The organism is Streptomyces sp. BBFR25 (assembly GCF_044590125.1).
Lineage (GTDB): Bacteria > Actinomycetota > Actinomycetes > Streptomycetales > Streptomycetaceae > Streptomyces > Streptomyces canus_D.
In genome coordinates this window covers 7,952,021-7,974,508 of sequence record NZ_CP172447.1, presented here as the reverse complement: position 1 = coordinate 7,974,508, position 22,488 = coordinate 7,952,021, and the positions used below count along the sequence as shown (strand labels likewise).

Sequence of the window (22,488 nt, the reverse complement as noted above, 5' to 3'; positions counted from 1 at the left end):
GTCGATACGCAGTGGCGCTGCGGGGTGATGGTGCGGAGCTGACGTGGTGTGCGGCGGGCCGCCGAGTACGCGGTGCCGTTACGTGGTGGCCGGGCGACCCGGGTCCGGGGTCAGCCGGCGGTTCGCTGTCGGCGCGGTCTTGGTTCTTCCCTCACACGGGGAATCCGGAGCGGGCACCGTTCCGGATTGGTTCCTCACCCGATCGAGTGAGGAAGTCTCGGCGTCGGTGAGGGCCGGTCAGAACGGCGTCGCGGCCCGCAGGATGAGGAACATCGTGACGGCCGCGTTCGCGGACGACATCGCCGATACGGCGGTTCCGGCGGCCGCCGCCCACGCCGCCAGGCCCACCGAGGTGAACACCGGGGGCCAGGTGCGGACTGCGGGAGCGGGCCCCAGCAGGGCCGCCACCCGGCGGGGCACCGGGCCGGGCGCCGCGAGGCCGGCGAGGGTGGCGAGGGTGGCGACAGGGGTGCCGCGGGAGACGAGCGCAGCCTTGCCGATCGCGGTCGCCACCGCACGGCGGTCACCGACCGCCCGTGCGGCCGCCTCGTCCGCCCACCGCTCCGCCGTGTAGGACACGGCCGTCCGCAGGGGGCGCAGGAACGGGTTGGCCAGCGCGGCGAGCCGGACGGCGAGCAGGAAGCGGTGGTGCCGGGCGGCGAGGTGGGCGCGCTCGTGGGCGAACAGGGCGCGCCGCTCCCCCGGTTCGAGGCAGTCGAGCAGGGCCGTACTCACCACGACCCGGTCCCGGCGTCCGCCCGGCAGCGCGTACGCGTAGGGCACGTCGTCCGGAAGCACGGCCACCCCGGTGCCCGGCAGCCCGGCCAGCGCGCGGTGGGCGCGGCGGCGCACCCTGCCGTGCCGCCACAGGGCCCGCGCCGAGGCCGCGACCACCAGGCAGAGCGCGGGAATGGCCGCCTTGCCGACGACCTCGTCGTAGGGCACCGCGGCCCGCACCTCGGGGTCCGACCAGCCGTCGGGCAGCGGGTTGCCGGGCAGCTGGGCGGTGCCGACCACCATCACCAGGGCCAGGCACACGGTGCTGCACAGGGCCATCACGGCGGCGACGGCGGTGAGCAGCCCGGTCGCGGTCCGCGGGTGCAGGTGCTGCTCGGCGAGCCTGGCGATCGGCCATGCCGTCAGCGGCAGGACCAGGGGCAGGAAGACGAAGACCCCCATGCGGTGTCAGCCGTCCTCCGCGGCGCGCGCGTGCCCGAGCAGGTCGCGCAGCAGCCGCTCGTCGTCGGGGTCGAGGCCCGTGACGAAGCTGGCCAGTACCGCTTCCCGGTCACTCTCGGCGTCCAGCACCTTGCGCATCTTCCGCGCGGCCAGGCCCGCCTGGTCCGAGGCGGGCGTCCAGGCGAAGGACCGGCCCGCGCGCTCGCGGCTGACGGCGCCCTTCTCGAGCAGCCGGGTCAGGATCGTGATCACCGTGGTGTAGGCGAGGTCGCCGCCGAGGCGTTCCTGCACCCAGCCGGCCGTCGCGGGCCCGTCCGCCTCGCGCAGCACGGCCAGCACCAGCGCTTCCAGCTCACCCTGGCCCCGCCGCCGCGGACGCCGGTCATCCGTCACGGCCCGCCTCCTTCCGCCGCCGATCGTCTTCCGGGCGACATCGTATAGAAGGCTTTCTTCTACAGTGTTGTAGATTATCGGGAGAGGCATACGGAACACTGAACACGGAACGCAGCGGACGCGACGAAGGAGAACGCAGTGGGAGTTTCCCTGGCCAAGGGCGGCAACGTCTCGCTCAGCAAGGAGGCGCCCGGCCTGACCGCCGTACTGGTCGGTCTGGGATGGGACGTGCGCACCACGACCGGCACCGACTACGACCTCGACGCCTCCGCGCTGCTCCTCGACGCGTCGGGCAAGGTGCTCTCGGACGGGCACTTCGTCTTCTACAACAACCTCACCAGCCCGGACGGCTCGGTCGAGCACACCGGGGACAACCTCACCGGCGAGGGCGAGGGCGACGACGAGGCGGTCAAGGTGAACCTCGCCGCGGTCCCGGCCGAGGTGGACCGGATCGTCTTCCCGGTGTCCATCCACGATGCGGAGAACCGCGGCCAGAGCTTCGGCCAGGTGCGCAACGCCTTCATCCGGGTGGTCAACCAGGCGAACAACCAGGAACTCGCCCGCTACGACCTGTCCGAGGACGCCTCGACCGAGACCGCGATGGTCTTCGGCGAGCTGTACCGGCACGGCGCCGAGTGGAAGTTCCGGGCGGTCGGGCAGGGCTACGCCTCGGGCCTCGCGGGCATCGCCGCGGACTTCGGCGTCAACGTCTGACGACCGCCCCCTTCCCCGGGCCCCGAGGCGGGCCCGGTGGAGTCGGTGGTCAGTGGTCAGCGGTCAGTGGTGCAGCAGCCGGGCCCGCCACCGGTGGCCGCGGTGGTGTCGAGACGGCAGAAGCAGGACGCCTCGACCGGCACGTCCGCCAGCGCGGTGGCGAGCCTCAGCTGCCGTGCCACGATCCGCGCCTCCCCCGTCCTGCCCAGCCGCACCAAGCACTCGTGCAGTCCGTGCAGGGCCCAGACGTTGTTCGGGTGCTGGAGCGGGCGGGGCAGGGTGTCGTCCAGGCCCAGGTCGGCCCGGTAGACCGCCTCGGCCTCGGCGATCCGGCCCTGTTCCAGGAGCAGGGCACCGTAGGCGTGCCGGGTGGGCTGCATCCAGCCCCAGGGTTCGTCGTAGGGGAGACTGTCGTCCAGCTCGATCGAGCGCTCCAGGGCGGCGAAGGCGGCGGCGTGGTCGCCCCTGCGGTACTCCAGTTCGCCGTCGAGCATGGCCGAGGCGATGGCGAGGATATCGGCACAGGTGTTGTTGAAGAGCGTGCGGGACTCGGGCACACTCTCGACCGCCGCCCGGAACAGCTCGCGTTCGGTCTCGGCCTCCGCGACCCGGCCGGTGGCCGAGAGGGCGACGCCGCGGGCGTAGTGCAGCATCGCGGTCGTCACGCAGTACAGCCGGGGGTCGGCCGGCCGGGGCAGCGCGAGGATGTCCGCCCAACGGCCGAACCGGATCAGGACGTGCACCCGCATGGCCGGGAAAGCCTCCAGCCAGTCGGCCATCGGCGGACTCTCCACCCGCAGCAGTTCCTCGGGAACGGACGCCTCCAGGCGGGCCGCGGTGTCGAGGGCGACCTCGTACTGCCCCAGGAACATCGCCCCGTAGATCCTGAAGTGGTAGTTGTGGGCGCGGTAGAGGGTGTAGAAGTTCATCGCCCCCGACCGGGCGCGGTACCTCTCGTCGGCGGCGATCGCGGCCTCGTTGTCCGACACCACACGGCGGTAGTCGCCGCACAGCACTTCGAGGTGCGACGGCATGTGCAGGAGGTGCCCGGCGTCCGGGACCAGGCCGCGCAGCCGGTCGGCGACCGTGAGGGCGGCCTCGGGGGTGGGCGACATCTCCATCAGGTGGACGTAGAGGTGCAGGACGCCGGGGTGGTCGCGGCCTCCGTCGGCGGCCAGGGCGCGGTCCAGCACCTCCTTGGCCGCCAGGGTGCGCGCACCCTCCGCGGGCAGCCCGGTGCGCAGGTCCCACAGCTGCCAGGGGGTCAGGTTCATCAGGGCGTCCGCGTAGAGGGCGGCCACGTCCAGGTCGTCGCGGGCCAGTTCGTACACGGCGCGCATGCTGTCGGCGTACGGCGCGTTCCACACCGAGCAGTCCTCGACGGCGCTCGCCTGCGGGTAGCGTGCGCGCAGGGCGCCGATGAGGGCACGTTCGACCGGGGTGGCCCGGCCGGCCAGCTCGTGGGCGCGTTCGACGGCGGCGTGGGTGCGGTCGACGGTCCGGGTCAACTCCTCGGCGTCGAAGGCCTCCCACGGCTTGTTGTAGTTGGGGCCGAGCGCGTGGGCGATGCCCCAGTGGGCCATGGCGCAGTCCGGGTCCGTGGCGGCGGCGGCCTCGAAACAGGCGACCGCCTCCTCGTGGTGGAAGGCGTACGTCCACACCAGCCCACGGTCGAACCACCGCTGGGCGTCGGGCGACGAGGTCGTCACCGGGCGCCCGTGGCCGCCCAGGTCGTAGTAGTCCATGAGGGGACGTATACCGCACCCGGGAACGGACGCGGAGCACTTCGGCGGACGGCCGCACGACCGGTGTCCGGGACGACCGCCTCGAAGTCACCGGCCGAACCGTGGACGACGGCGGTGCCGCTCCAAGCCCGGCTCAAGAGCCACTTCCCGACGGGTGGGCGGGGGGCGTCCCCCGCCCACCCCTCGTCATGCCGGTGGCGCAGGTGTCACCGCGCATGCCGCCTGGAACGGATCAGCAGCACACATCCACCGGCGAAGAGCACGCCGCCGACCGCCGCGGGCCACAGGCCGAGCCCGGAACCCGTCTCGGCGAGTCCGCCCTGAGCCTGCGGTGCGGGCGCCGTACCGGCGCCGTCGCCACCGTTGCCGGTGGTGCCGGTGTTGTCGGTGTTGTCGGTGTTGCCGGTGTTGCCGGTGTTGCCGGTGTTGCCGGTGGTTCCGGTGGTTCCGGACGTCTCGGCCGCGGCCGTGGCGCCGCTCACGTCGTCCGGGGTGCCGGCGGCAGGCGTCGTCGCGGCCCTGGGTTCGGCGCTCGCGGAGGCGGCGGCGCCCCGGTCCTGGGCCGGGGGCGCCGGCTTCTCCCCGCCGGTGCGCCCCTCGTTCGGCTCCTCGTTCGGCTTCTCGTTCTGGCCGGGGGCCGCGGGTGCCGAGGCCGTGGCGGTCTGCTCGGCCGGGGGCTCGGCGATCTGACCGCCGCCGTCGCCGCCGGGCTGCTCCTCGCCGTCGCCCGGCTCGGACCCCGGGGGTGTGTCCGGGCCGCACGCGCGGCCGGAGTTGATGCACTCGACCAGCTCGCGCATCAGGTCCTCGTCGAAGACGTTGATGAAGTCGCTGTGGTCGGTGACCGGCTTGTGCAGCTGCTCGGGGAAGGAGTCCACGGCGAACAGCGGCACGGTCCTGCCCCCGTCCTCCAGGCTGGGCGCGGCCACGTCGTAGACGACCCGCTGCACCAGGCGCGGAACGGCCCGGAACCCCTCCGGGCAGCTGCCGTCGGCGGCGGCGAAGGCCATGTGCGTACGGTGGTTGGCGCTGTCGATGTTGCGGCCGTCCCAGCAGCTCTGGAAGGTGAAGGTGCGCACCACGTCGCTGCCCGAGGGGCAGAGCGGGTACTTGTCCTTCAGCTGCCGGTCCTCGAAACCGGTGCAGCTCCAGGAGGCGTTCGCGTTGGTGTCGCCGTTGACGAACGCCTTGGCGTCGCCGGTGATGATGCGCAGCAGCCGCGGCATCTCCGTGACCTTGCCCCGCTCGTTGCCCTCGAACGTGAGGGTGACCTCGGCCGGCGTGACGATCTCGCCCGCGTTGCCCTCGATGCCGCCACCGGGAGACTGCGCGTCCTGTTCGGCGGTGCCGTTCTGGAGCCGCAGCACGGGCCAGTAGTACGAGGACTTGTCGCCCTGGTCGGCGCAGGTGGTGTCGCCGGCCGCCAGGTCCTCGTCACTGGCGAAGGCGTCGTTGGCCTGGTTGCCGACGTAGTCGTGGAAGTGGTGGGCGCCGTTGCTGACGCCGGGGGCGGCGATCAGGTTGTCCGAGTTGAACAGCCCCTCGGCGTTGACGCCGCAGCTGGTCTCGAAGGAGCCGGTCGAGGCCTTCGCCTGCCGGGCCGCCTTCTTGACGTTGGGCTGGACGGACTCGATGGCGGCGTAGTCCGCCGCCACGGGGCCGTTGCCTGCCTGTCCGCCGTTGCCGGGTGGCTGCTGCCCGTCACCGGGCGGCTCTTCGTCCTTGTCGCCTTGCTCCTGCCCCTGCCCCTGCCCCTGCCCCTGCCCCTGCTCCTGCTCCTGCGGGTTCGGGCTGCCGCTCTCCGCGTCCGCCGACGCGATCTCGGTGCGGCGCAGGCTGCACTCGGCCAGGGTGTCCAGGCCCTCGGGGCGGTCCGCGACCTTGTCGAGGGCGGCGGCGATGCGCTCGATCGTCGCCGCGCGCTCCTTCCGCAGCGGGTCGAGGATCGCGCCCTCGTCGAGGGTGCCGTCGTCCGCGGTGCGGGCGGCGTCCTGGAGGCCGCGGTAGGCGGCGGCGATCTGCTCGTCGAGGTGGGCGAGTTCGGTGTCGACCTCCGGCCTGGCCTGCTCCGGAACGGCCGTGAGCCGTTCGGTCAGGTCCGGGCAGTCGACGGTGGCCGCGACTCCGGAACTGCCCAGGGGGACGGCGGCGTTGCCGGACTCCGTCGCGGAGGCGAAGACGTTCACGGCCACCAGGCCGCCGCCCCCCAGTATCAGCGCGACCGCTCCGAAGGTCGCGCGCCGTGCCCCGGTCGGGCGTCTGCGCCTGTTGTGTCCCAAGGCGTGCTCCTGTGTCGTGGCGGACTCGGACGTGAAATGCCCCCGGCTCCATACGGAGTCGGGGGCCGGAGCGTTCAAGTGCCGCTGGAATTCTCAGGTTTCCCTCACGTCACGGGCGCAGGACCAGCCGGATCGGGTTGCCCTCCTTCTTCTCCAGCCGGGCGACCGCCTCGGCGGCCTCGGCGAGCGGCAGCACCCCGCTCACGGACGCGGAGAAGTCCAGCCGCCCGCCTTGGATCAGCCGCAGGAGCTGCGGCAGGGCCACCGGCATGTCGGAGCCGTAGTGGCCGAGGATGCGCTGCTGGAGGTAGCTGAAGCGGGTCCCGTCCGTGACGGTGAGCGGCTTGTCGGTCAGGCCCACCAGGACCAGCCGCCCCTTGGGCGCGAGGACGGAGACGGCCTGCTCCCGCACGGGCGGCACGCCCGCGAAGTCGAAGGCGGCGGCGAGTCCTAGGCCCGCGGTCGCCGCACGGACGGTCCGGCGCAGCTCGGGGTCGGCGGAGTCCAGGGCGAGGTCGGCGCCGGCCGCCAGGGCACGTTCGCGGGCGACGGGGCTCGGGTCGACGGCCACCACCGGGCAGGCACCGATCGCGCGGAGCAGTTGCACGGCATGGACGCCGAGCCCGCCGACACCCCACACGCCGACCGCTTCGGCGGGCCGGACCGCCCCGCTCTCGGTGATCGCGCCCCACGGGGTGGACACCGCGTCCGGGATGATCGCGCCCTGCTCGAAGGGGATGGTGTCGGGCAGCGGTGTCATGGCGTCGGCGGCGGAGAGGGCGTACTCGGCCCAGCCGCCGTCGTAGTCGACGCCGCGGGTGTAGGTGACGCCGTCCCGCGACTCACCGGCGTGCAGCACGACCCGCTGCCCCGGCGACCAGGCGGTGACGCCCGCCCCGGTCTCGGCGACGGTGCCGGAGACCTCGTGGCCGAGGGTGACGGTGTCGCCCTGGAGGAGCAGCGGGGTGAGGGTGCCGTCGATCAGGTGCACGTCGGACAGGCACACGCCGGCCGCCTCGACCTTGACCAGCACCTCCCCCGGGCCGGGCTGCGGGCGGGGCACCTCTTCGAGCCGCAGGGTGCGGCTCGGGACGTGCAGGCGGGCGGCGAGCATCTGCGCCATGACAGGACCTCCTCGGTGCGGCGACCCCGGACGGTCTCAGCGATCCATCGCAGGTCGACTTGCGTTAACCGTACACCTAACGCAGGGCGACTTGCTTTACGCTGGTCCGATGAACTCACCGGAACCGGTCGTCCCGCCCCTGCGCCGCCGCGGGGAGCGGATGCGGCGGGCCGTGCTGGCCGCCGCGGTGGACCTGCTGGCGAGCGAGGGCCTGGCGGGCGCGACGGTCGGCGCCGTGGCCCGCGCGGCCGGGGTGCACGAGACTTCCGTGTACCGGCGGTGGGGCACGCGCGAGAACCTGATCCTGGACGCGCTGACCACGGAACTGGACGCCGCGCTGCCGGTCCCGGACACCGGGCGGGTCCGGGACGACCTGCTGGTGTTCTTCTCCGCGCTGGCCCTCCTCCTCGACACCGCGCAGGGCCGGGCGCTGCTGCGGCTGAGCGTCGAGCGCGACGACACCCTGGAGGACCGGCGCGGCCCCTACTGGAGCGAGCGGCTGGACCGTGCCCTGGTGATGGTCCGGCGGGGCGTCGAACGGGGCGAGCTGGCCGCGGACACCGACCCCGGGCTGCTGATCGAGGCGGTCAGCGGGCCGCTGTTCGTGCGGGTGCTGCTCAGCGGGGCGCCGCTGGACGACGTACTCGTCGGGGGGCTGGTGGACCTGGCCCTGGACGGGGCCCGTCCGCGGTGAGCGCCCCGGCCCCCGCCGGTCGGTGAGGTGAGCGCCCGGATCGGGGGAACCCGGTGGTCCGCACGGGCGCGGGTGCGCCGAGGACGGAGGAACCATGGACGACAGCAGGCCCCTCGCCCTGGTCACCGGGGCGTCCAGCGGCATCGGGTACGAACTCGCCGCGCTGTTCGCGGAGCACGGCCACGACCTCGTGGTCAACGCCGAGGACGAGCGGCTGGAGCACGCCGCCCAGCGGCTGCGGGAGACCGACGTGGCGGTACGGGCGGTGCGCGCGGACCTCAGGACCCCCGAGGGCGTGGACCACCTGGTCGCCGCCCTCACCGGACTCACCGTGGACGTGGCGGCCCTCAACGCCGGGGTGGGGCAGGGCGGCGCCTTCGTCGACACCGACCTCGCGGACGACCAGTCCGTCATCGACCTCAACGTGACCTCGACCGTGCGGCTCACCAAACCCCTGCTGCGGGACATGGTGGCGCGCGGGGTCGGGCGGCTCATGTTCACGTCGTCGGTCGCGGCCACGATGCCGGGCTCCTTCCAGTCGGTCTACAACGCGTCGAAGTCGTTCGTGCAGTCCTTCGCGCAGGCCCTCCAGGAGGAGGTCGCGGACACCGGGGTCACGGTCACCTCCTTCATGCCGGGGCCGACGGAGACCGACTTCTTCCGGCGGGCCGGCATGGCGGACACCAAGGTCGGCACCATGGCGAAGGACGACCCGGCGCAGGTCGCCCGGCAGGCGTTCGACGCCGTCATGAAGGGCCGCGGGAAGCTGGTCACCGGCTCGGCGAGGACCAAGGCCCAAGGGGTGGCGGACAAGGTGCTGCCGGACCGCGTCAAGGCGGCCGTTCACCGCCGGATGGCCGAACCGGGCACGGCGCGGGACGCCGACGACCGCTAGCACGTCCGGTGGGGCCCGTCGCCCGAAGGGCCCCTTGTGGGCCGCTCGCTCCCGGTGGAACGATGCCCGGGCACCGGCTCACCGCACCGAAGGGACCGCCGTGACCGACGACCGGGGACGCCCACGGGCCGCCGCCGCGTTCGACGCGCTGGGCGCCGAGTACGAGAAGGCGTTCGCCGGGTCGAAGACGCACCGCCACTCACTGGAGTGGCTGCTGGCGCGGCTCGCGCCGGGCAGCCGGGTGCTGGACGTGGGCAGCGGCACGGGACGGCCCACCGCCGAGACACTCGCGGAGGCCGGACACGAGGTGCTGGGCGTCGACGTCTCCCCGGTCATGGTGGAGCTGGCCGCACGGCAGGTGCCGACCGCCACCTTCCGGTGCGCCGACATCCGCGACGTACCCCTGGCGGACACCTCGTTCGACGCCGTCTGCGTGTACTTCTCCCTGCTCCAGCTGGACCGGGAGGAGCAGACGGACCTCGTACGGCACCTGGTGCGGCTGCTGAAGCCCGGTGGGTACCTGGTCCTGGCCACCGTGCCGCTGGACGTGGAGGACGTCGACGCCACCTTCATGGGCCAGCCGGTGCGCGTGACCAGCTTCCCCGCACAGGGACTGATCACCCTGGCCGAGGAGTCCGGCCTGGAGGTGCTGGCGCAGGAGGCGTCGATGTTCACCCCGGCCCACCCGGACGCCCGGCCGGAGCCGCACCTCTTCCTGCACTGCCGGCGCACGGGGCAGCCCCGGATGGGGTAACTGCGCACGCGGGGACCGGGCTCACCCGGTCACAGTGGGCACATGACCGAACCTGGCGAGCGACGGCGCCGCACCACTTCCACGACCACGCGCGAGCGTGACGTGCGGGACGCCCGGGACGCCGCCCGACGCGCCGCCGACGCCCTGTCCGAGCTGATCCGGCACCACCTCGAAGGGGTTTCCGCGGTGTGCCGGAGCGAGGGCGGCGGGTGGATCGTCCACGTGGACGTGCTGGAGGTGGCCCGCATCCCCGACACCACCAGTCTGCTCGCCACCTACGAGGTCGAGCTGGACCCGGCGGGCGACCTGGTCCAGTACCGCAGGATCGCGCGCTACCGGCGTGGTGCCCAGGACCAGTGAGCGGGCCGTGCGGCCCGCGCCCGGAAGGACCCCCGCATGATCACCTACGACGACGAGGTCGTCTGCGCGCCCCGCGCCGGCACCCTCTACGACGTCCTCGAACTCATCCTCGACCGCGGCATGGTGATCGACGTCTTCGTGCGCGTCTCCCTGGTCGGCATCGAGATCCTCAAGGTGGACGCGCGCATCGTGGTCGCGAGCGTCGACACCTATCTCCGGTTCGCCGAGGCCTGCAACCGGCTGGACCTGGAGCACGACGTGCGGTCCAAGACCGTGCCCGAGCTGTTCGGCGGTCCGGTGGCCAAGACCGTGGGCAAGGCCGGCGCCCGGCGGACGGCACGCTCCCTGACCGACAAGGTGCGCGACGTCCTCGCGCCCGAGCCCGAGCACGAGGAGGAGCTGGAGGCGGCGGAGGACCGTCCCCGCGCACGCGCGGAGCGCGGCAGGAGCGCGCAGCGGCCCCGCAGCCGACCCGCCGCGCGCCCCCGTGACGAGGACGACCGCCCCCGTTCCCGCCCCCGCCGACGCACCGAGGAGGAGGACCGATGACCGCGCCCACCACCACCGGCACGACCGGCACCGCCGAGGCACCGGCGCCCGCTCCCAAGGCCCTGTACGTCTACGGCATCGCCCCCGCCGGGATCAGCTCCCCCCGCTCCCCGGGCGTCGACGGCGCCCCGGTACGGCTGCTGAGCGGGTCCGGTCTGTGCGCCGCGGTGTCCGACGCGCCCCCGCGGCTGCGGCCCAGGCGCCGTGACCTGCTGGCCCACCAGGCCGTCCTGGACGAACTCGCGGCCCAGGGGCCGGTGCTGCCCATGCGGTTCGCGGTCCTCAGCCCTCGGCCCGACACCCTGCTCTCCCAACTGCGCTCGGACGCCACTCACTTGACGGCCCAGCTCGACGGCGTACGCGGGTGCGTGGAGTTCAACGTCAAGGGGACGGTGGTGCCCGGCCACTTCGCCGATCTGGTACGCCGGGACGACAAGCTGCGCGGCCTGGCCCTGCGGACCCGGCGGCGGCCCGACTACGAGGCCAACGTCCGGCTGGGCGAGGCGATCGCCCTCGGGGTGCGCCGCGAGGCACGGCGCGCGGCCCGGGAGGTCCTCGACCGGCTGGCCCCGCTCGCCGTGCGCACGGCCGGGGGCACGACCGACGACGAGCAGGTGCTCAGCGCCTCGTTCCTGCTGCGTTCGGCCGACGAGGCGCGGTTCAGGGAAGCGGTGGCGGAGCGGGCCCGGGCCTGCGGGGACCGGCTGGCCCTCAGCGTGACCGGGCCCCTGCCCTGCTACAGCTTCGTCGACGCCCGCCCCACGACACCGGCCGGCCGGTGACCGCGTGGGCATCGTGAGCGGTCTCCTTCTGCTGCCCCTCGCACCGGTGCGCGGCACGGCGTGGATCGCCGACCACCTGCTTGAGGAGGCCCGGCGCCAGGCCCACGACCCACGCGCCGTACAGGCGCGGCTGGCCGCACTCAACCGGGCCCTGGACGAGGGCTCCGTCGACGAGGCGGCCTTCGAACGGGAGGAGGAGCGGCTGCTCACCCTCCTGGAACGCCCGGCCCGGCCCACCGGCCCCACGACCACCACGAACCCAGCACGGAGACGACACCTATGAACGACAGCAGGACGACCATGGCGGCTGCCGTGGCGGGCGGATATCTCCTGGGACGCACGAAGAAGGCCAAGCTCGCCTTCGCGGTCGGCTCCTACCTGGTGGGCCGACGCGTCGGCCTCTCCCCCGGCCGGGTGCTCGGCCAGGGGCTGGGCAGCCTACGACAGGCTCCGCAGTTCCAGGAGTTGAGCGACCAGGTCCGCGGCGAGCTGCTGACCGCCGGACGCTCGGCCGTCACCGCCGCGGCGAACCGCCGGCTCACCGGCCTCGCGGACAGCCTCCGCGACCGTACCGACGCGCTCACCGGTGAGGGCCGAGGGGACGACGGCAGCGACGACCACGACGACTCCTGGGACGAGGACGCCCCGGACGAGGAGGCTCCGGACGAGGACGCCTACTTCGACGAGGAGGACCGGGCGGAGGACCGGCGGCCCGCGCCGGCGCCGCCCCGCAAGTCGGCCGAGAAGGCCGCGAAGAGGCCGCCGGCCAAGAAGACGGCCAAGAAGGCAGCGAAGAAGACAGCCGCCAAGAAGGCCGTACCGGCGAAGCGGACGGCGGGCCCGGGCGACAGGCGCGGAGGTGGGCGCGGATGACCCCCGACCGGCAGGGCGACGGCGGACCGTCGCCCCTCGGCGACCTCAAGGACGCCCTGGGCGGCTACCTCTCCGCCGCGGGGCACGGCCTCGTCGGCAAGGCGGGCGACCGGATCGGGTCCCTGACGGACCGCCTGACCGAGTCCGCCGGCGGCGGCGGTTCCGACGGCGGCGGTTCCGACGGCGGCGGTTCCAGCGGTGGTGGCGGTTCCAGTGGTGGTGGCGGCTCGAAGAGCGGCGGTGGCGGCGGTTCGAAGAGCGGCGGTGGCAGCGTCAAGGCGACCAACATCGTCGAGACCGTCGACATCGGCGTCCCGCTGCGCACCGTCTACGACCAGTGGACGCAGCTCCAGGACTTCAGCGGCTTCACCAAGGGCGTTCAGAGCGTCAGCCCGCACGACGAGGTGACCTCGGACTGGACCGCCAAGATCGCCTTCTCGACCCGCAGCTGGAAGGCGACCGTCCAGGAGCAGGTCCCGGACGAGCGGATCGCCTGGACCTCGGAGGGCGCCAAGGGCAGTACCAAGGGCGTGGTCACCTTCCACGCGCTGGCGCCCCGGCTGACCCGGGTCGTCGTGGTCGTCGAGTACTACCCGGCGGGTTTCTTCGAGAAGACCGGCAACCTCTGGCGCGCCCAGGGCCGCCGGCTGCGGCTGGACCTGAAGCACTTCGCGCGGCACGTGACCCTGACGGACGGCGAGGACGTCGAGGGCTGGCGCGGCGAGATCCGCGACGGCGAGGTCGTCAAGAGCCACGAGGAAGCGCTGGAAGAGGAGGAGTACGCCGACGACTCCGACGACACGGACGACGCCGGGGACGAGTACGAGGACGACGAGGAAGGTGAGTACGACGACGAGGAGGAGCCGTATGCGGACGAGGAAGACGACGAGGACGACGAGGACGACGAACGTGCTCGCCCGCGTCGCTGACGCCGCCGCGGGGAGCAGTCGGTGACCGAACTCGACCACCGGTACCCGGCCACGGGGACGGAGCCCTACGGGCCCCCTTCCGGCAGCCTCGCCGACCTCCTCGAACGCGTCCTCGACAAGGGCATCGTCATCGCCGGCGACATCAAGATCGACCTCCTCGACATCGAACTGCTGACGATCCGGCTGCGGTTGTTCATCGCCTCCGTGGACACCGCCAAGAAGGCGGGCATCGACTGGTGGGAGACCGATCCCGCGCTGTCGTCCCGGGCCGCGCGGGACGCGCTCGCCGAGGAGAACGCGCGGCTGCGGGAGCGCCTCGACGCCCTGGAGGGGGCCGCCGAGGAGACGACGGGAGCCGTGCGATGAGCGCGTCCGCCGCCGGACCGACGGCCACCGGCGTCGTGTGTGCCTTCGCCGTCACCCGCACCCCGCCCGATCCGGCCGGTCTGGCGGCGGCCAGGGGGCACGAGGAAGGCGGTCCGCTGCGTGTCCTGCGCGCGGGCGGCCTCTGTCTGGTCGTGCAGGACGTGCCCGCGGCCCTGTTCGACGAGGAGGCGCTCACCGAGCGCCTCAACCGGCCCGAAGATCTGGAACGCTGCGCCCGCGCGCATCACCGGGGAGTCGAGGCCGCGGCCGGGCGGGGTCCCGTCGTGCCGCTGCCGATGGCGACGCTGTACCGGGGCGACCTGACCGCGACGCGGGCGGTCGCCGCCCGGCAAACGGTGCTGGACACACTGCTGGACCGGCTCCGGGACCGCACGGAGTGGGCGGTGAAGGTGCACGCCGTCGAGGCCGCGGCCGAGACCACCGGGGACACCGGCACCGGTACGCCCTCCGGTTCCGGCGACGGTGGGCGTGCCTACCTCAGCCGGGTCAGCGCACGGCGGCGCGAACAGCGGGGTGCGCACGGGAAGGCGCTGGCCGAGGCGGAGGCCGTCGACGCGGCTCTGCGGCGCCACGCGGTGGCCGCCACGCGGCACCGCCCGCAGAGCGAGCGGCTGACGGGCCGCCGGGCCCCGCAACTGCTCAATGCAGCCTACCTGGTGGAGGACGCGCGGCGCGCCGACTTCACCGCGGCCCTGGCCCGGTTCACCGCGGGCGGGCCGCACCCGGCGGTGCGGGTGGAGGCCTCGGGCCCCTGGATCCCGTACTCCTTCGCCCGCTGGGACGAGGACCCACAGGCCGGACCGGACCAGGAGGCTCCTTCATGACCATCTCGGACATCCGTACGCCGGGCCCGGCTCCCGTGCCCTGGGGCGGCCCGGAGCCGTACGCACCGGTCGGGGTGCCCCTGGTCGACCTGCTGGACCGGGTGCTGGCGACCGGTGTCGTGGTCAGCGGCGATCTGGTCCTGGCCGTCGCGGACGTGCCGCTGGTGCGGATCTCCCTGCACGCGCTGCTGTCGTCGGTGAACGAGCGGGTGCCCGCTCCCTGGCCGGACAGCGGGCCGCTGTGACCGCGCCCCGGTCCGGTGCCGCCCACGCCCTGGACCTGGACCCCGAGCGGGTCACCAACGACCTCGCCGCGCTGGTCCTCACCGTGGTGGAACTGCTGCGCCAGCTCATGGAGCGGCAGGCCGTGCGCCGCTTCGACGAGGGGACGCTGAGCGCGGAGCAGGAGGACCGGCTCGGCACTGCGCTCATGCTGCTCGACGAGCGCATGGACGACCTGTGCGCCCAGCACGGTCTGCGCCGCTCCGACCTGAACCTCGACCTGGGCCCGCTGGGCCCCCTCCTCGCCGACCCGGAACCCTGAGGACACCGACACCCGAGGCGAGCGATCGTTATGATGACGCGGAATCGCTCAAACGAACATTCTCGGGTGGGGAGCCCTGATGCGGGAGCCGGTCGATCTCAGGCGCCAGCGGATACTGGCGGCGGTCCAGGCGCGCGGTACCGCGCGGGTGCGCGACCTCGCCGACGAGTTGCAGGTCTCGGTGGTCACCGTGCGGCGGGACGTCGAGGAGCTGACGCGCGAGGGCAGGCTGAGCCGGGGGCACGGGGTCGTGCGCTCGACGCTGCCGGCCCGGGAGACCGTCGCCGACGCGGTCCCGGCGACCGGGGACCGGGTGGCCGTGGTGGTCCCCGTACGGCACTCGTACCTGACCGAGACCCTGCACGGGGCCCGTACGGTCCTGGAGCGGGCGGGGCTGCGCATGGCCCTGCACCTCGCGCCGCAGGCGTCCGGTGCCGAACGCCCGCTGGTGGAGCGGGCGCTGGCGGACGGCGCGGACGGGCTGCTGATCGCCCCGCGCTGGCGCGGCCGGGCCGACGAGGAGGCCGACCACGAGTGGCTGGCCGGGGTCGGGGTGCCGACGGTGCTGATGGAGCGCCGCCCGTGGCGCGGCAGCGCGCTGCACGGCCTGGACTCGGTGTGCTCCGACCACTGGTACGGCGCGCACCTGGCGGTGGAGCACCTGGTGAGGCTGGGGCACCGGCGCATGGTGTTCGCCACCCGGCACGACAGCCCCACCGCCCGCTCGCTGCGTGCCGCCTTCACGGAGATCGCCGGGGCGCATCCGCTGGTGGAGCGGTGGGCGTGGGCGCTGGTGGCGCCGGAGGCCGGGGTCGACGGGCCGTACTCCGCGGACGAGACCGCCGAGCTGCCCGCGCTGATGCGCAGGACGGGCGCGACCGCGATGGTGCTGCACGGCGACGTGGACGCGCTGATGGTCGTCCAGCGGCTCGCGGCGGAGGGAGTGCGGGTGCCGGAGGACTGCTCGGTGGTCGCCTACGACGACGTGGTGGCCGGTCTCGCCTCGCCCCCGCTGACGGCCGTGTCGCCGCCGAAGGCCGAGGTCGGGCACGCGGCGGCGGAGCTGCTGCTCCAGCGGCTGGCCGAGGCGCCCGGCAGCCGCCCGGGCCGGCGGGTCGAGCTGCTGCCGCAATTGATGGTGCGTGGATCGACGGACCGACCGACCGGCTGACCGACCGACTGACCGAACCGCTCGACGAATGAGCGTTTGAGCGTTTCATTTTCTTCTGATCGATCTATTGACCGTTTGAGTCAGGGCGTTCAGGATTCCGGTGTCTCGACGAGTCGTGTCCGCACCCGTGCGGACCCGCAGGAGCCGCGGAGGCGCCATGCCCGGACGACCCAGCCGTCGCTCCGTGCTCGCCGCGATGACCGCCCTCCCCCTGGCAGGAGCCGCGAGCGCCTGCAGTGGGGGGAACGGCGCATCGTCGGCCCGCACGGGCACCACCACGCGCATCACCTTCTGGTCCGCCCTGCGCGGCAGTCAGGAGGTGGTCGACGCGTTCAACCGCACGCACCGCACCGTCCAGGTGGAGTTCCAGCAGATCCCTTCCGGCGGGCAGGGCGGCTACGCCAAGCTCAGCAACGCCGCCCGGGCCGGGAACGCGCCGGACGTCGCCACCCTCGAATACCCGCAGGTCCCGGGATTCGCCATCGACGGCGTGGCCCGCGACATCACCGACCTGGTCAGTGACGGTCTGCGCCGCAAGCTGCTGCCGCAGGCGCTCGGTCTGACCACCTTCGAACGCCGGGTGTTCGCCGTGCCGCTGGACGTCGAACCCATGGTGATGCACTACCGCGCCGACCTGTTCGACCACTACGGGCTCCGCGTCGCCCGCACCTGGGACGAGTTCGCCGAGCAGGCCACGACGGTGCGCCACAAGGCGCCCGACCGCCGACTGGTGCTCTTCCCCACCGACGGGATGACCCAGTTCGCCTGCTATGCCTGGCAGGCGGGCGCCCAGTGGTTCGACACCTCGAAGGGCGCCTGGAACGTCTCGCTCGCCGACGCGCCCTCCCGGCGGGTCGCGGAGTACTGGCAGCGGCTCATCGACCGGGACGACGTCTTCGTGAACGCCGTCGAGAGCAGGCAGTCCGACGCGCAGATCGGCAACGGACTGGTCCTCACCCGGCTCACCGGCGCCTGGGACGCCGGAGCCCAGATGAACGCGCGGCCCGGGCAGAAGGGCCAGTGGCGGATCGCGCCGCTGCCGCAGTGGGACACCGGCTCCCCCGCGACCGGCACCCACGGCGGCTCCACCTTCGCGATCACCGAGGACAGCAGGCACCCGGAGGCCGCGATGGAGTTCATCGAGTGGCAGGTCTCCCACCCCGACGCCCTGCGCGCCCGGCTCTCCAGCGGCACCAGCAGCCAGTACCCGGCCGCACCCGGCCTGGTCACGGTGGGCCGCGAGGCCTTCGACCGCTCGTACTACGGCGGCCAGGACATCTACGCCCTCTTCGACCGGGAGGCCGAGAAGATCGGCGACCAGTGGCTGTGGGGCCCGCGGATGAGCGCCACCCAGAAGGTCATGCAGGACTCCTTCGCCCGGGTCGGCGGCGGCCAGGGGAGCCTCGTCGAGTCGCTGCGCACCGCACAGGAGGGCACCATGCCCGACCTCAAGGCCCTGGGCCTGTCCACCACCCAGCACAGCACCTGAGCCGACGAAAGGCAGGTGACACCCCCATGACCACGACGACCCCCGCACGGGTGGCGACCGGCGCCGCCCGCGCCACCGCCCCGGACGGCCCCGCCTCCGGACTGCGTGCCCGCAGAGCGGCCAGGCGCCGTCAACTGACCGCCGCCGGCGTCCTCATGACGCCGTTCTTCGCCCTGCTGGTCACCGTCTTCCTGATCCCCGTCGGCACCGCCGTCTACCTCAGCTTCTTCAGCGACGACCAGCCCGGCCTGGGCTTCGGCCCCGAACGCACGGTCTTCGTCGGGCTGCGGTCCTACGCGGCCGTGCTCACCGACCCCACCTTCCTCGGCGGCCTCGGCACGGTCGCCCTGTACTGCCTGATCTACATCCCGCTGATGGTCCTGGGCGCCCTCGCGCTGGCCCTGCTCCTCGACTCCGGCGTGGTGCGGCTGCGCGCCCTCGCCCAGCTCGGCCTGTTCCTGCCGCACGCGGTGCCCGGCATCATCGCGGCGCTGATCTGGCTGTACCTGTACACGCCCGGCATCAGCCCGGTCATCGAACTGTTCGCCCAGGGCGACATCACGATCGACTTCCTCGGCGTGCACACGGTGATCCCGTCCATCGTGAACATCGCCCTGTGGAGCAACCTCGGCTACAACATGGTGGTCTTCTACGCCGCCCTCCAGGCCGTGCCGCGCGAGGTGATCGAGGCGTCCGTCGTCGACGGCGCCGGGCCGGTGCGCACGGCGCTCCAGGTCAAGACGCCGCTGGTGCGGGCCTCCATCGTGATGGTCTCGATCTTCACCCTGATCTGGGCGCTCCAGCTGTTCACCGAGCCGATGCTGCTCAGCCAGTCCTCCCCGATGATCAACTCGCGGTTCTCGCCCAGCATGTACATCTACGACGCGGCCTTCACCCGCAACAACTACAGCCTCGCGGCGGCCGCCTCGGTGGTCCTGCTGGTGTGCACCATCGCCCTGTCGTACGGCGTCACCCGCTTCACCAGCCGCGCCGACTCCGAGGAGACCCGATGAGCGCCGCCGACAGCTCCCTGCTCCGCCCGAAGCTGCTGGGCCGGGCGACCGTCAACGTGGTCGTCGCCGTCTCCGTCCTCTACACGCTGCTGCCGGTGCTGTGGCTGGTGCTCGCCTCGGCCAAGAACCGCGACGCGCTGTTCAGCAGCGACCTGCTGTCCCTGAGCGACTTCTCCTTCCTGCAGAACCTGAAGGACGTCTTCGCCATGGACGGCGGGCTGTACGGCCGCTGGTACGTCAACAGCCTGCTGTACGCCGTGATCGGCGCCGCCGTCGGCGCGCTGGTGAGCGTGGCCTGCGGCTACGCCTTCGACAAGTACCGCTTCCGGCACAAGGAGAAGCTGTTCGGCCTGGTGCTGGCGGCGGTGATGGTGCCGCAGACGGTGCTCGCGCTGCCGCTGTACCTGATGGCCTCCGAGGCCGGCCTGGTCAACACCTTCTGGGCGGTGTTCATCCCGGTGCTGTTCAATCCGTTCGGCGTCTACCTCGGCCGGATCTTCGCGCGGGGCTACGTGCCCGACGAGGTCCTGGAGGCGGCGCGCGTGGACGGGGCCGGGGAGCTGACCACGTACGCCCGGGTGGCGCTCAGGATGCTCGGCCCCGGTCTGATCACCGTCTTCCTCTTCCAGCTGACCGCGATCTGGAACAACTTCTTCCTGCCCATGGTGATGCTGTCCGACCAGGACCTGTATCCCGTCAGTCTCGGCCTGTACCAGTGGAACAGTTCGGCGTCCGTGTCGCCCGAGTACTACCCCGTGGTCATCATGGGCTCGCTGCTCGCCGTACTGCCGCTCATCCTCGCCTTCGTGCTGCTCCAGCGTTTTTGGCGCAGCGGCCTGACCGCCGGAGCCGTCAAGTGACCGTGCACGCCCCCGGACCCGGCCACCGGCCCCGTGCCGCCGTGGCCATGTCCCCGGACGCCGCCTCGGCCGTCCTCGACCCCCAGTCCCTCGCCGCGTTCCGCCGGGTCTGCGACCTCGCGCCGTTCCCGGTGCTCGACGACCTGACCACGGCGCGGGCGAGATCCGTACTGGCGGACGTGGAGCTGCTGATCACCGGCTGGGGCTGTCCGCCGCTGGACACGGACGTGCTCCGGGCGGCGCCCCGGCTGCGGGCCGTGGTGCACACGGCGGGCAGTGTCCGCGGGCACGTCACCGACGCGTGCTGGGAGCGGGGCGTCGAGGTCTCCTCGGCCGCCGCGGCCAACGCGCTGCCGGTGGCCGAGTACACCCTCGGCATGATCCTGCTGAGCGGCAAGCGGGTGCTGGAGCGGGCCCGCGACTTCCGGGTGTCCCGGACGCGCGGCAACTGGCTGCGCACCCCGCGCGGCGTAGGCAACTACCGCCGCACGGTGGGGATCCTGTCGGCCTCGCTGATCGGCCGCCGGGTCGTCGAACTGCTGCGGCCGCACGACGTCGAGGTCCTCCTGCACGACCCGTACGTCACCGACGCCGAGGCCGCCGAGCTGGGCGTCGAGAACGTGCCGCTGCCCGAGTTGTTCGCGCGCTGCGACACCGTCAGCGTGCACACGCCTCTGCTGCCCACGACGCGTGGTCTGGTGAGCCGTCCGCTGATCGAGGCGATGCCCGCCGACGCGGTGCTGATCAACACCTCCCGCGGGGCGGTCGTCGACCAGGACGCGCTCACCGACGCCGTGACGGCGGGCCGCATCCGCGCCGTCCTCGACGTCACCGACCCCGAGGTGCTGCCTGCGGACCACCCGCTGTGGGACTGCGAGCACGCCCTGATCACCCCGCACCTCGCCGGTTCCGAGGGCAACGAGTGGCGCCGTCTCGCCGACCTCGCCCTCGCCGAGACGACCCGCTGGGCGTCCGGTTCCGGCTTTCTCCATCCCGTACGACGCGAAAGGCTGGCGTTCCTGGCATGAGCATCCCGTTCGAACTGCCCACCGAGGACCGTGCGTCGAGCCCGTACACCGGTTACACCCGGGCCCACTGGGAGGCCGTCGCCGACGGGCTGCTGTGGGCCGCGTGGCGCTGGAGCACCCCGGGCCGCGCCCTGCTCGACCTGCCGGGACGGCCCTCGCGCTCGGGGGTGCGCTCCGACGGCCTGGAGGGCTTCGCGCGGACCTTCCTCGCGGCGGGTTTCCGCGTCGCGGGGGCGGGCGGCGCGGACCCGCACGGCTGGCTGGACCGCTACGCCGAGGGCCTCGCCTCGGGCACCCGCACCCCCGGCCGCGACGACACCGAGTCCTGGCCGCTGATCCTCGACCACGACGTGCAGGGCCAGCCCATGGTCGAGTCGGCCTCGGTGGCGCTGGGGCTGCGGCTGACCGCGCCGTGGCTGTGGAAGCACCTGGACTCCGGGGTCCAGGACCGGGTGGAGGAATGGCTGCGCGGGGCGCTGCGGCACGTGCCGGCGCCGAACAACTGGTATCTGTTCCCCTACACGGTCGCGGGGTTCCTGGAGTCGGTCGGCCGCGGTGACGCCGAGACGGCGGCGGCCAGGGAGCGGGCGCTGGAACTGATGGAGGGCTGGTACCGGGGCGAGGGCTGGTACGCCGACGGCGACGGACGCGCCTTCGACCACTACAACGGCTGGGCGCTGCACCTCTACCCGGTGCTCGACGCCCACCTCGGCGGCGACACCGACGCCCTCGCCCGGTACGGGGAGCGGCTGCGCGCCCACCTCGACGGCTACGCCCTGATGTTCGGCTCCGACGGGGCGCCGCTGCACTTCGGCCGCTCGCTCACCTACCGTTTCGCCGCCTCGGCGGCCGTGGGCCTGGGCGCGCTGACCGGGCACACCCCGCTGACACCGGGGGCCTCGCGGCGGCTGGTCAGCGGCAGTCTGCGGTACTTCGTGGACCGCGGGGCGCTGACGGACGAGGGGGTGCTGAGCCTCGGCTGGCACGGCCCGCACGAGGCGACCCTGCAGCCGTACTCGGGCCCGGCCTCCCCGTACTGGGCGTCCAAGGCGTTCGTGTCGCTTCTCGCCCCGGCGGACCACCCGCTGTGGACGGCGCCGGAGGAGGCCGCGCCGGTGGAGGAGGCGGACCGGGTCCTGGCGCTGCCCGCGCCGGGGCTGCTGGTGCAGGCGACCCGCGGCGACGGGATCGTACGGCTGCACAACCACGGCAGCGACCACGTCCGGCCGCACGAGGGCGAGTCGGCCGCCGAGGACGACCCGCACTACGGCCGGCAGGCCTACTCGACCCGGACGGGGCCCACGGCGCGGGAAAACGTGGCGGACAACCACCTGTCGGTCGAGGTGGACGGCCGGTCCAGTGTGCGCCGCCGCGTTCATCCGCTGGGGGCGGGGCACGGCGACGGCTGGGGCTGGGCGGCGTCCTGGCACCGACCCGTCTTCGTGACCGGCGCTCCGATGGTGCCGGGGCTGCGGGTGGAGAGCGTGACGGTGGCGCGGGGTCCGTACGAGCTGCGGGTGCACCGGGTGGTCGGGGCACCGCCCGGGGCGCGGGTCACCCACACCGGCTGGGCCACCGGCCCCGAGGAACCCCTGACCTCCGCGCTGCACGGCCTGTACGGCTGGGAGCCCGAGGCGGAGACCGTGCGCGCCCCGCAGGGCACCGCGTACGTGCCGTGGGCGGAGCTGCCCCGGCTGTCCGGCTCGGCGGGCGGCACCTCCGTGCACGTGAGCCTGGCCGCGCTGACCGGTGAACCGGTGGGCGTCCCGGCTGCCGGGGCCGTCGCGGAGGTGGTGCCGGGTGCCGACGGCGTGGAGGTGGTCTGGGCGGCCGACGGCGCCCGCACCCGGGTCTCGTTCGAACCGGTGGGCGTGAAGCACACGCAGGCGTAGGCCCGTACGGC

At 73.4% G+C, this 22,488-nt stretch carries 25 protein-coding genes; 20 read left to right on the top strand and 5 right to left on the bottom strand.

From position 1 onward, the window contains the following. Positions 1 to 237: 237 nt before the first annotated feature. Both ACGH52_RS35775 and ACGH52_RS35770 read right to left on the bottom strand, forming a co-directional pair. The gene (locus ACGH52_RS35775; RefSeq protein ID WP_399945522.1) at positions 238 to 1,179 is read right to left on the bottom strand and encodes a M56 family metallopeptidase; all 942 of its coding nucleotides are present in this window, start codon (positions 1,177 to 1,179) and stop codon (positions 238 to 240) included. Between the two features lie 6 nt (positions 1,180 to 1,185). Continuing rightward, positions 1,186 to 1,572 carry a BlaI/MecI/CopY family transcriptional regulator gene (locus ACGH52_RS35770; protein ID WP_059296698.1) on the bottom strand — a complete coding sequence of 129 codons (387 nt, stop codon included), beginning with the start codon at positions 1,570 to 1,572 and terminating at the stop codon, positions 1,186 to 1,188. Between the two features lie 138 nt (positions 1,573 to 1,710). Here ACGH52_RS35770 and ACGH52_RS35765 point away from each other — a divergent pair, with 138 nt between their 5' ends. Continuing rightward, complete coding sequence (locus ACGH52_RS35765; protein ID WP_059296699.1) at positions 1,711 to 2,286, top strand: TerD family protein; 576 nt, start codon at positions 1,711 to 1,713, stop codon at positions 2,284 to 2,286. A gap of 56 nt (positions 2,287 to 2,342) precedes the next feature. On the opposite strand, the gene ACGH52_RS35760 is transcribed toward ACGH52_RS35765, so the two are convergent. The 3 genes from ACGH52_RS35760 to ACGH52_RS35750 form a co-directional block, all read right to left on the bottom strand. Beyond that, positions 2,343 to 4,031 carry a hypothetical protein gene (locus tag ACGH52_RS35760; protein ID WP_399945517.1) on the bottom strand — a complete coding sequence of 563 codons (1,689 nt, stop codon included), beginning with the start codon at positions 4,029 to 4,031 and terminating at the stop codon, positions 2,343 to 2,345. A 206-nt stretch (positions 4,032 to 4,237) separates the two neighbouring features. Continuing rightward, positions 4,238 to 6,310 (bottom strand): DUF1996 domain-containing protein, encoded by a 2,073-nt coding sequence (locus ACGH52_RS35755; protein ID WP_399945513.1) that lies wholly within the window; start codon positions 6,308 to 6,310, stop codon positions 4,238 to 4,240. A 109-nt stretch (positions 6,311 to 6,419) separates the two neighbouring features. Further along, positions 6,420 to 7,433 carry a zinc-binding dehydrogenase gene (locus ACGH52_RS35750; RefSeq protein WP_399945510.1) on the bottom strand — a complete coding sequence of 338 codons (1,014 nt, stop codon included), beginning with the start codon at positions 7,431 to 7,433 and terminating at the stop codon, positions 6,420 to 6,422. A gap of 109 nt (positions 7,434 to 7,542) precedes the next feature. Between ACGH52_RS35750 and ACGH52_RS35745 the strand changes: the two genes are divergently transcribed. The 19 genes from ACGH52_RS35745 to ACGH52_RS35655 all read left to right on the top strand — a co-directional run bounded on the left by ACGH52_RS35745 (position 7,543) and on the right by ACGH52_RS35655 (position 22,477). Beyond that, a complete protein-coding gene (locus ACGH52_RS35745) occupies positions 7,543 to 8,127 on the top strand; it encodes a TetR/AcrR family transcriptional regulator (protein ID WP_210976366.1) in 585 nt (194 codons plus the stop codon). A gap of 94 nt (positions 8,128 to 8,221) precedes the next feature. After that, positions 8,222 to 9,022 carry an SDR family NAD(P)-dependent oxidoreductase gene (locus tag ACGH52_RS35740; protein WP_399945507.1) on the top strand — a complete coding sequence of 267 codons (801 nt, stop codon included), beginning with the start codon at positions 8,222 to 8,224 and terminating at the stop codon, positions 9,020 to 9,022. A gap of 100 nt (positions 9,023 to 9,122) precedes the next feature. Then, positions 9,123 to 9,776, top strand: a complete 654-nt coding sequence (locus tag ACGH52_RS35735; RefSeq protein WP_399945504.1) for a class I SAM-dependent methyltransferase — start codon at positions 9,123 to 9,125, stop codon at positions 9,774 to 9,776. Between the two features lie 42 nt (positions 9,777 to 9,818). After that, positions 9,819 to 10,136, top strand: a complete 318-nt coding sequence (locus ACGH52_RS35730) for a gas vesicle protein (protein WP_210976363.1) — start codon at positions 9,819 to 9,821, stop codon at positions 10,134 to 10,136. A gap of 36 nt (positions 10,137 to 10,172) precedes the next feature. Then, entirely contained in the window at positions 10,173 to 10,685 is a 513-nt protein-coding gene (locus tag ACGH52_RS35725; RefSeq protein ID WP_076972677.1) for a gas vesicle structural protein GvpA, read from the top strand. Continuing rightward, a complete protein-coding gene (locus tag ACGH52_RS35720; RefSeq protein WP_399945500.1) occupies positions 10,682 to 11,467 on the top strand; it encodes a GvpL/GvpF family gas vesicle protein in 786 nt (261 codons plus the stop codon). The genes ACGH52_RS35725 and ACGH52_RS35720 overlap by 4 nt, the downstream gene beginning before the upstream one ends. Positions 11,468 to 11,471: 4 nt before the next feature. Further along, positions 11,472 to 11,750, top strand: a complete 279-nt coding sequence (locus ACGH52_RS35715; RefSeq protein WP_059296707.1) for a gas vesicle protein GvpG — start codon at positions 11,472 to 11,474, stop codon at positions 11,748 to 11,750. Beyond that, on the top strand, positions 11,747 to 12,340 hold the full coding sequence (locus ACGH52_RS35710) for a hypothetical protein (protein ID WP_121703010.1): 594 nt from the start codon (positions 11,747 to 11,749) through the stop codon (positions 12,338 to 12,340). The genes ACGH52_RS35715 and ACGH52_RS35710 overlap by 4 nt, the downstream gene beginning before the upstream one ends. Then, positions 12,337 to 13,269 carry an SRPBCC family protein gene (locus ACGH52_RS35705; protein WP_399945495.1) on the top strand — a complete coding sequence of 311 codons (933 nt, stop codon included), beginning with the start codon at positions 12,337 to 12,339 and terminating at the stop codon, positions 13,267 to 13,269. Before ACGH52_RS35710 ends, ACGH52_RS35705 begins: the two co-directional genes overlap by 4 nt. A 21-nt stretch (positions 13,270 to 13,290) precedes the next feature. After that, positions 13,291 to 13,635, top strand: a complete 345-nt coding sequence (locus ACGH52_RS35700; protein ID WP_059296710.1) for a gas vesicle protein — start codon at positions 13,291 to 13,293, stop codon at positions 13,633 to 13,635. Next, positions 13,632 to 14,480 (top strand): GvpL/GvpF family gas vesicle protein, encoded by an 849-nt coding sequence (locus ACGH52_RS35695; RefSeq protein WP_399945493.1) that lies wholly within the window; start codon positions 13,632 to 13,634, stop codon positions 14,478 to 14,480. The genes ACGH52_RS35700 and ACGH52_RS35695 overlap by 4 nt, the downstream gene beginning before the upstream one ends. After that, complete coding sequence (locus tag ACGH52_RS35690) at positions 14,477 to 14,725, top strand: gas vesicle protein (protein ID WP_399945489.1); 249 nt, start codon at positions 14,477 to 14,479, stop codon at positions 14,723 to 14,725. Before ACGH52_RS35695 ends, ACGH52_RS35690 begins: the two co-directional genes overlap by 4 nt. Then, positions 14,722 to 15,024, top strand: a complete 303-nt coding sequence (locus tag ACGH52_RS35685; RefSeq protein WP_121703013.1) for a gas vesicle protein K — start codon at positions 14,722 to 14,724, stop codon at positions 15,022 to 15,024. Before ACGH52_RS35690 ends, ACGH52_RS35685 begins: the two co-directional genes overlap by 4 nt. Before the next feature lie 79 nt (positions 15,025 to 15,103). Next, a complete protein-coding gene (locus ACGH52_RS35680; protein ID WP_399945485.1) occupies positions 15,104 to 16,195 on the top strand; it encodes a substrate-binding domain-containing protein in 1,092 nt (363 codons plus the stop codon). A 157-nt stretch (positions 16,196 to 16,352) separates the two neighbouring features. Next, on the top strand, positions 16,353 to 17,684 hold the full coding sequence (locus tag ACGH52_RS35675; RefSeq protein ID WP_399945482.1) for an ABC transporter substrate-binding protein: 1,332 nt from the start codon (positions 16,353 to 16,355) through the stop codon (positions 17,682 to 17,684). A 26-nt stretch (positions 17,685 to 17,710) separates the two neighbouring features. Next, positions 17,711 to 18,697 carry a carbohydrate ABC transporter permease gene (locus ACGH52_RS35670; RefSeq protein ID WP_399945479.1) on the top strand — a complete coding sequence of 329 codons (987 nt, stop codon included), beginning with the start codon at positions 17,711 to 17,713 and terminating at the stop codon, positions 18,695 to 18,697. Continuing rightward, a complete protein-coding gene (locus ACGH52_RS35665) occupies positions 18,694 to 19,557 on the top strand; it encodes a carbohydrate ABC transporter permease (RefSeq protein ID WP_076972688.1) in 864 nt (287 codons plus the stop codon). The genes ACGH52_RS35670 and ACGH52_RS35665 overlap by 4 nt, the downstream gene beginning before the upstream one ends. Further along, entirely contained in the window at positions 19,554 to 20,585 is a 1,032-nt protein-coding gene (locus tag ACGH52_RS35660) for a hydroxyacid dehydrogenase (protein ID WP_121703015.1), read from the top strand. The genes ACGH52_RS35665 and ACGH52_RS35660 overlap by 4 nt, the downstream gene beginning before the upstream one ends. After that, complete coding sequence (locus ACGH52_RS35655) at positions 20,582 to 22,477, top strand: DUF2264 domain-containing protein (protein ID WP_210976355.1); 1,896 nt, start codon at positions 20,582 to 20,584, stop codon at positions 22,475 to 22,477. Before ACGH52_RS35660 ends, ACGH52_RS35655 begins: the two co-directional genes overlap by 4 nt. Positions 22,478 to 22,488: the final 11 nt, after the last annotated feature.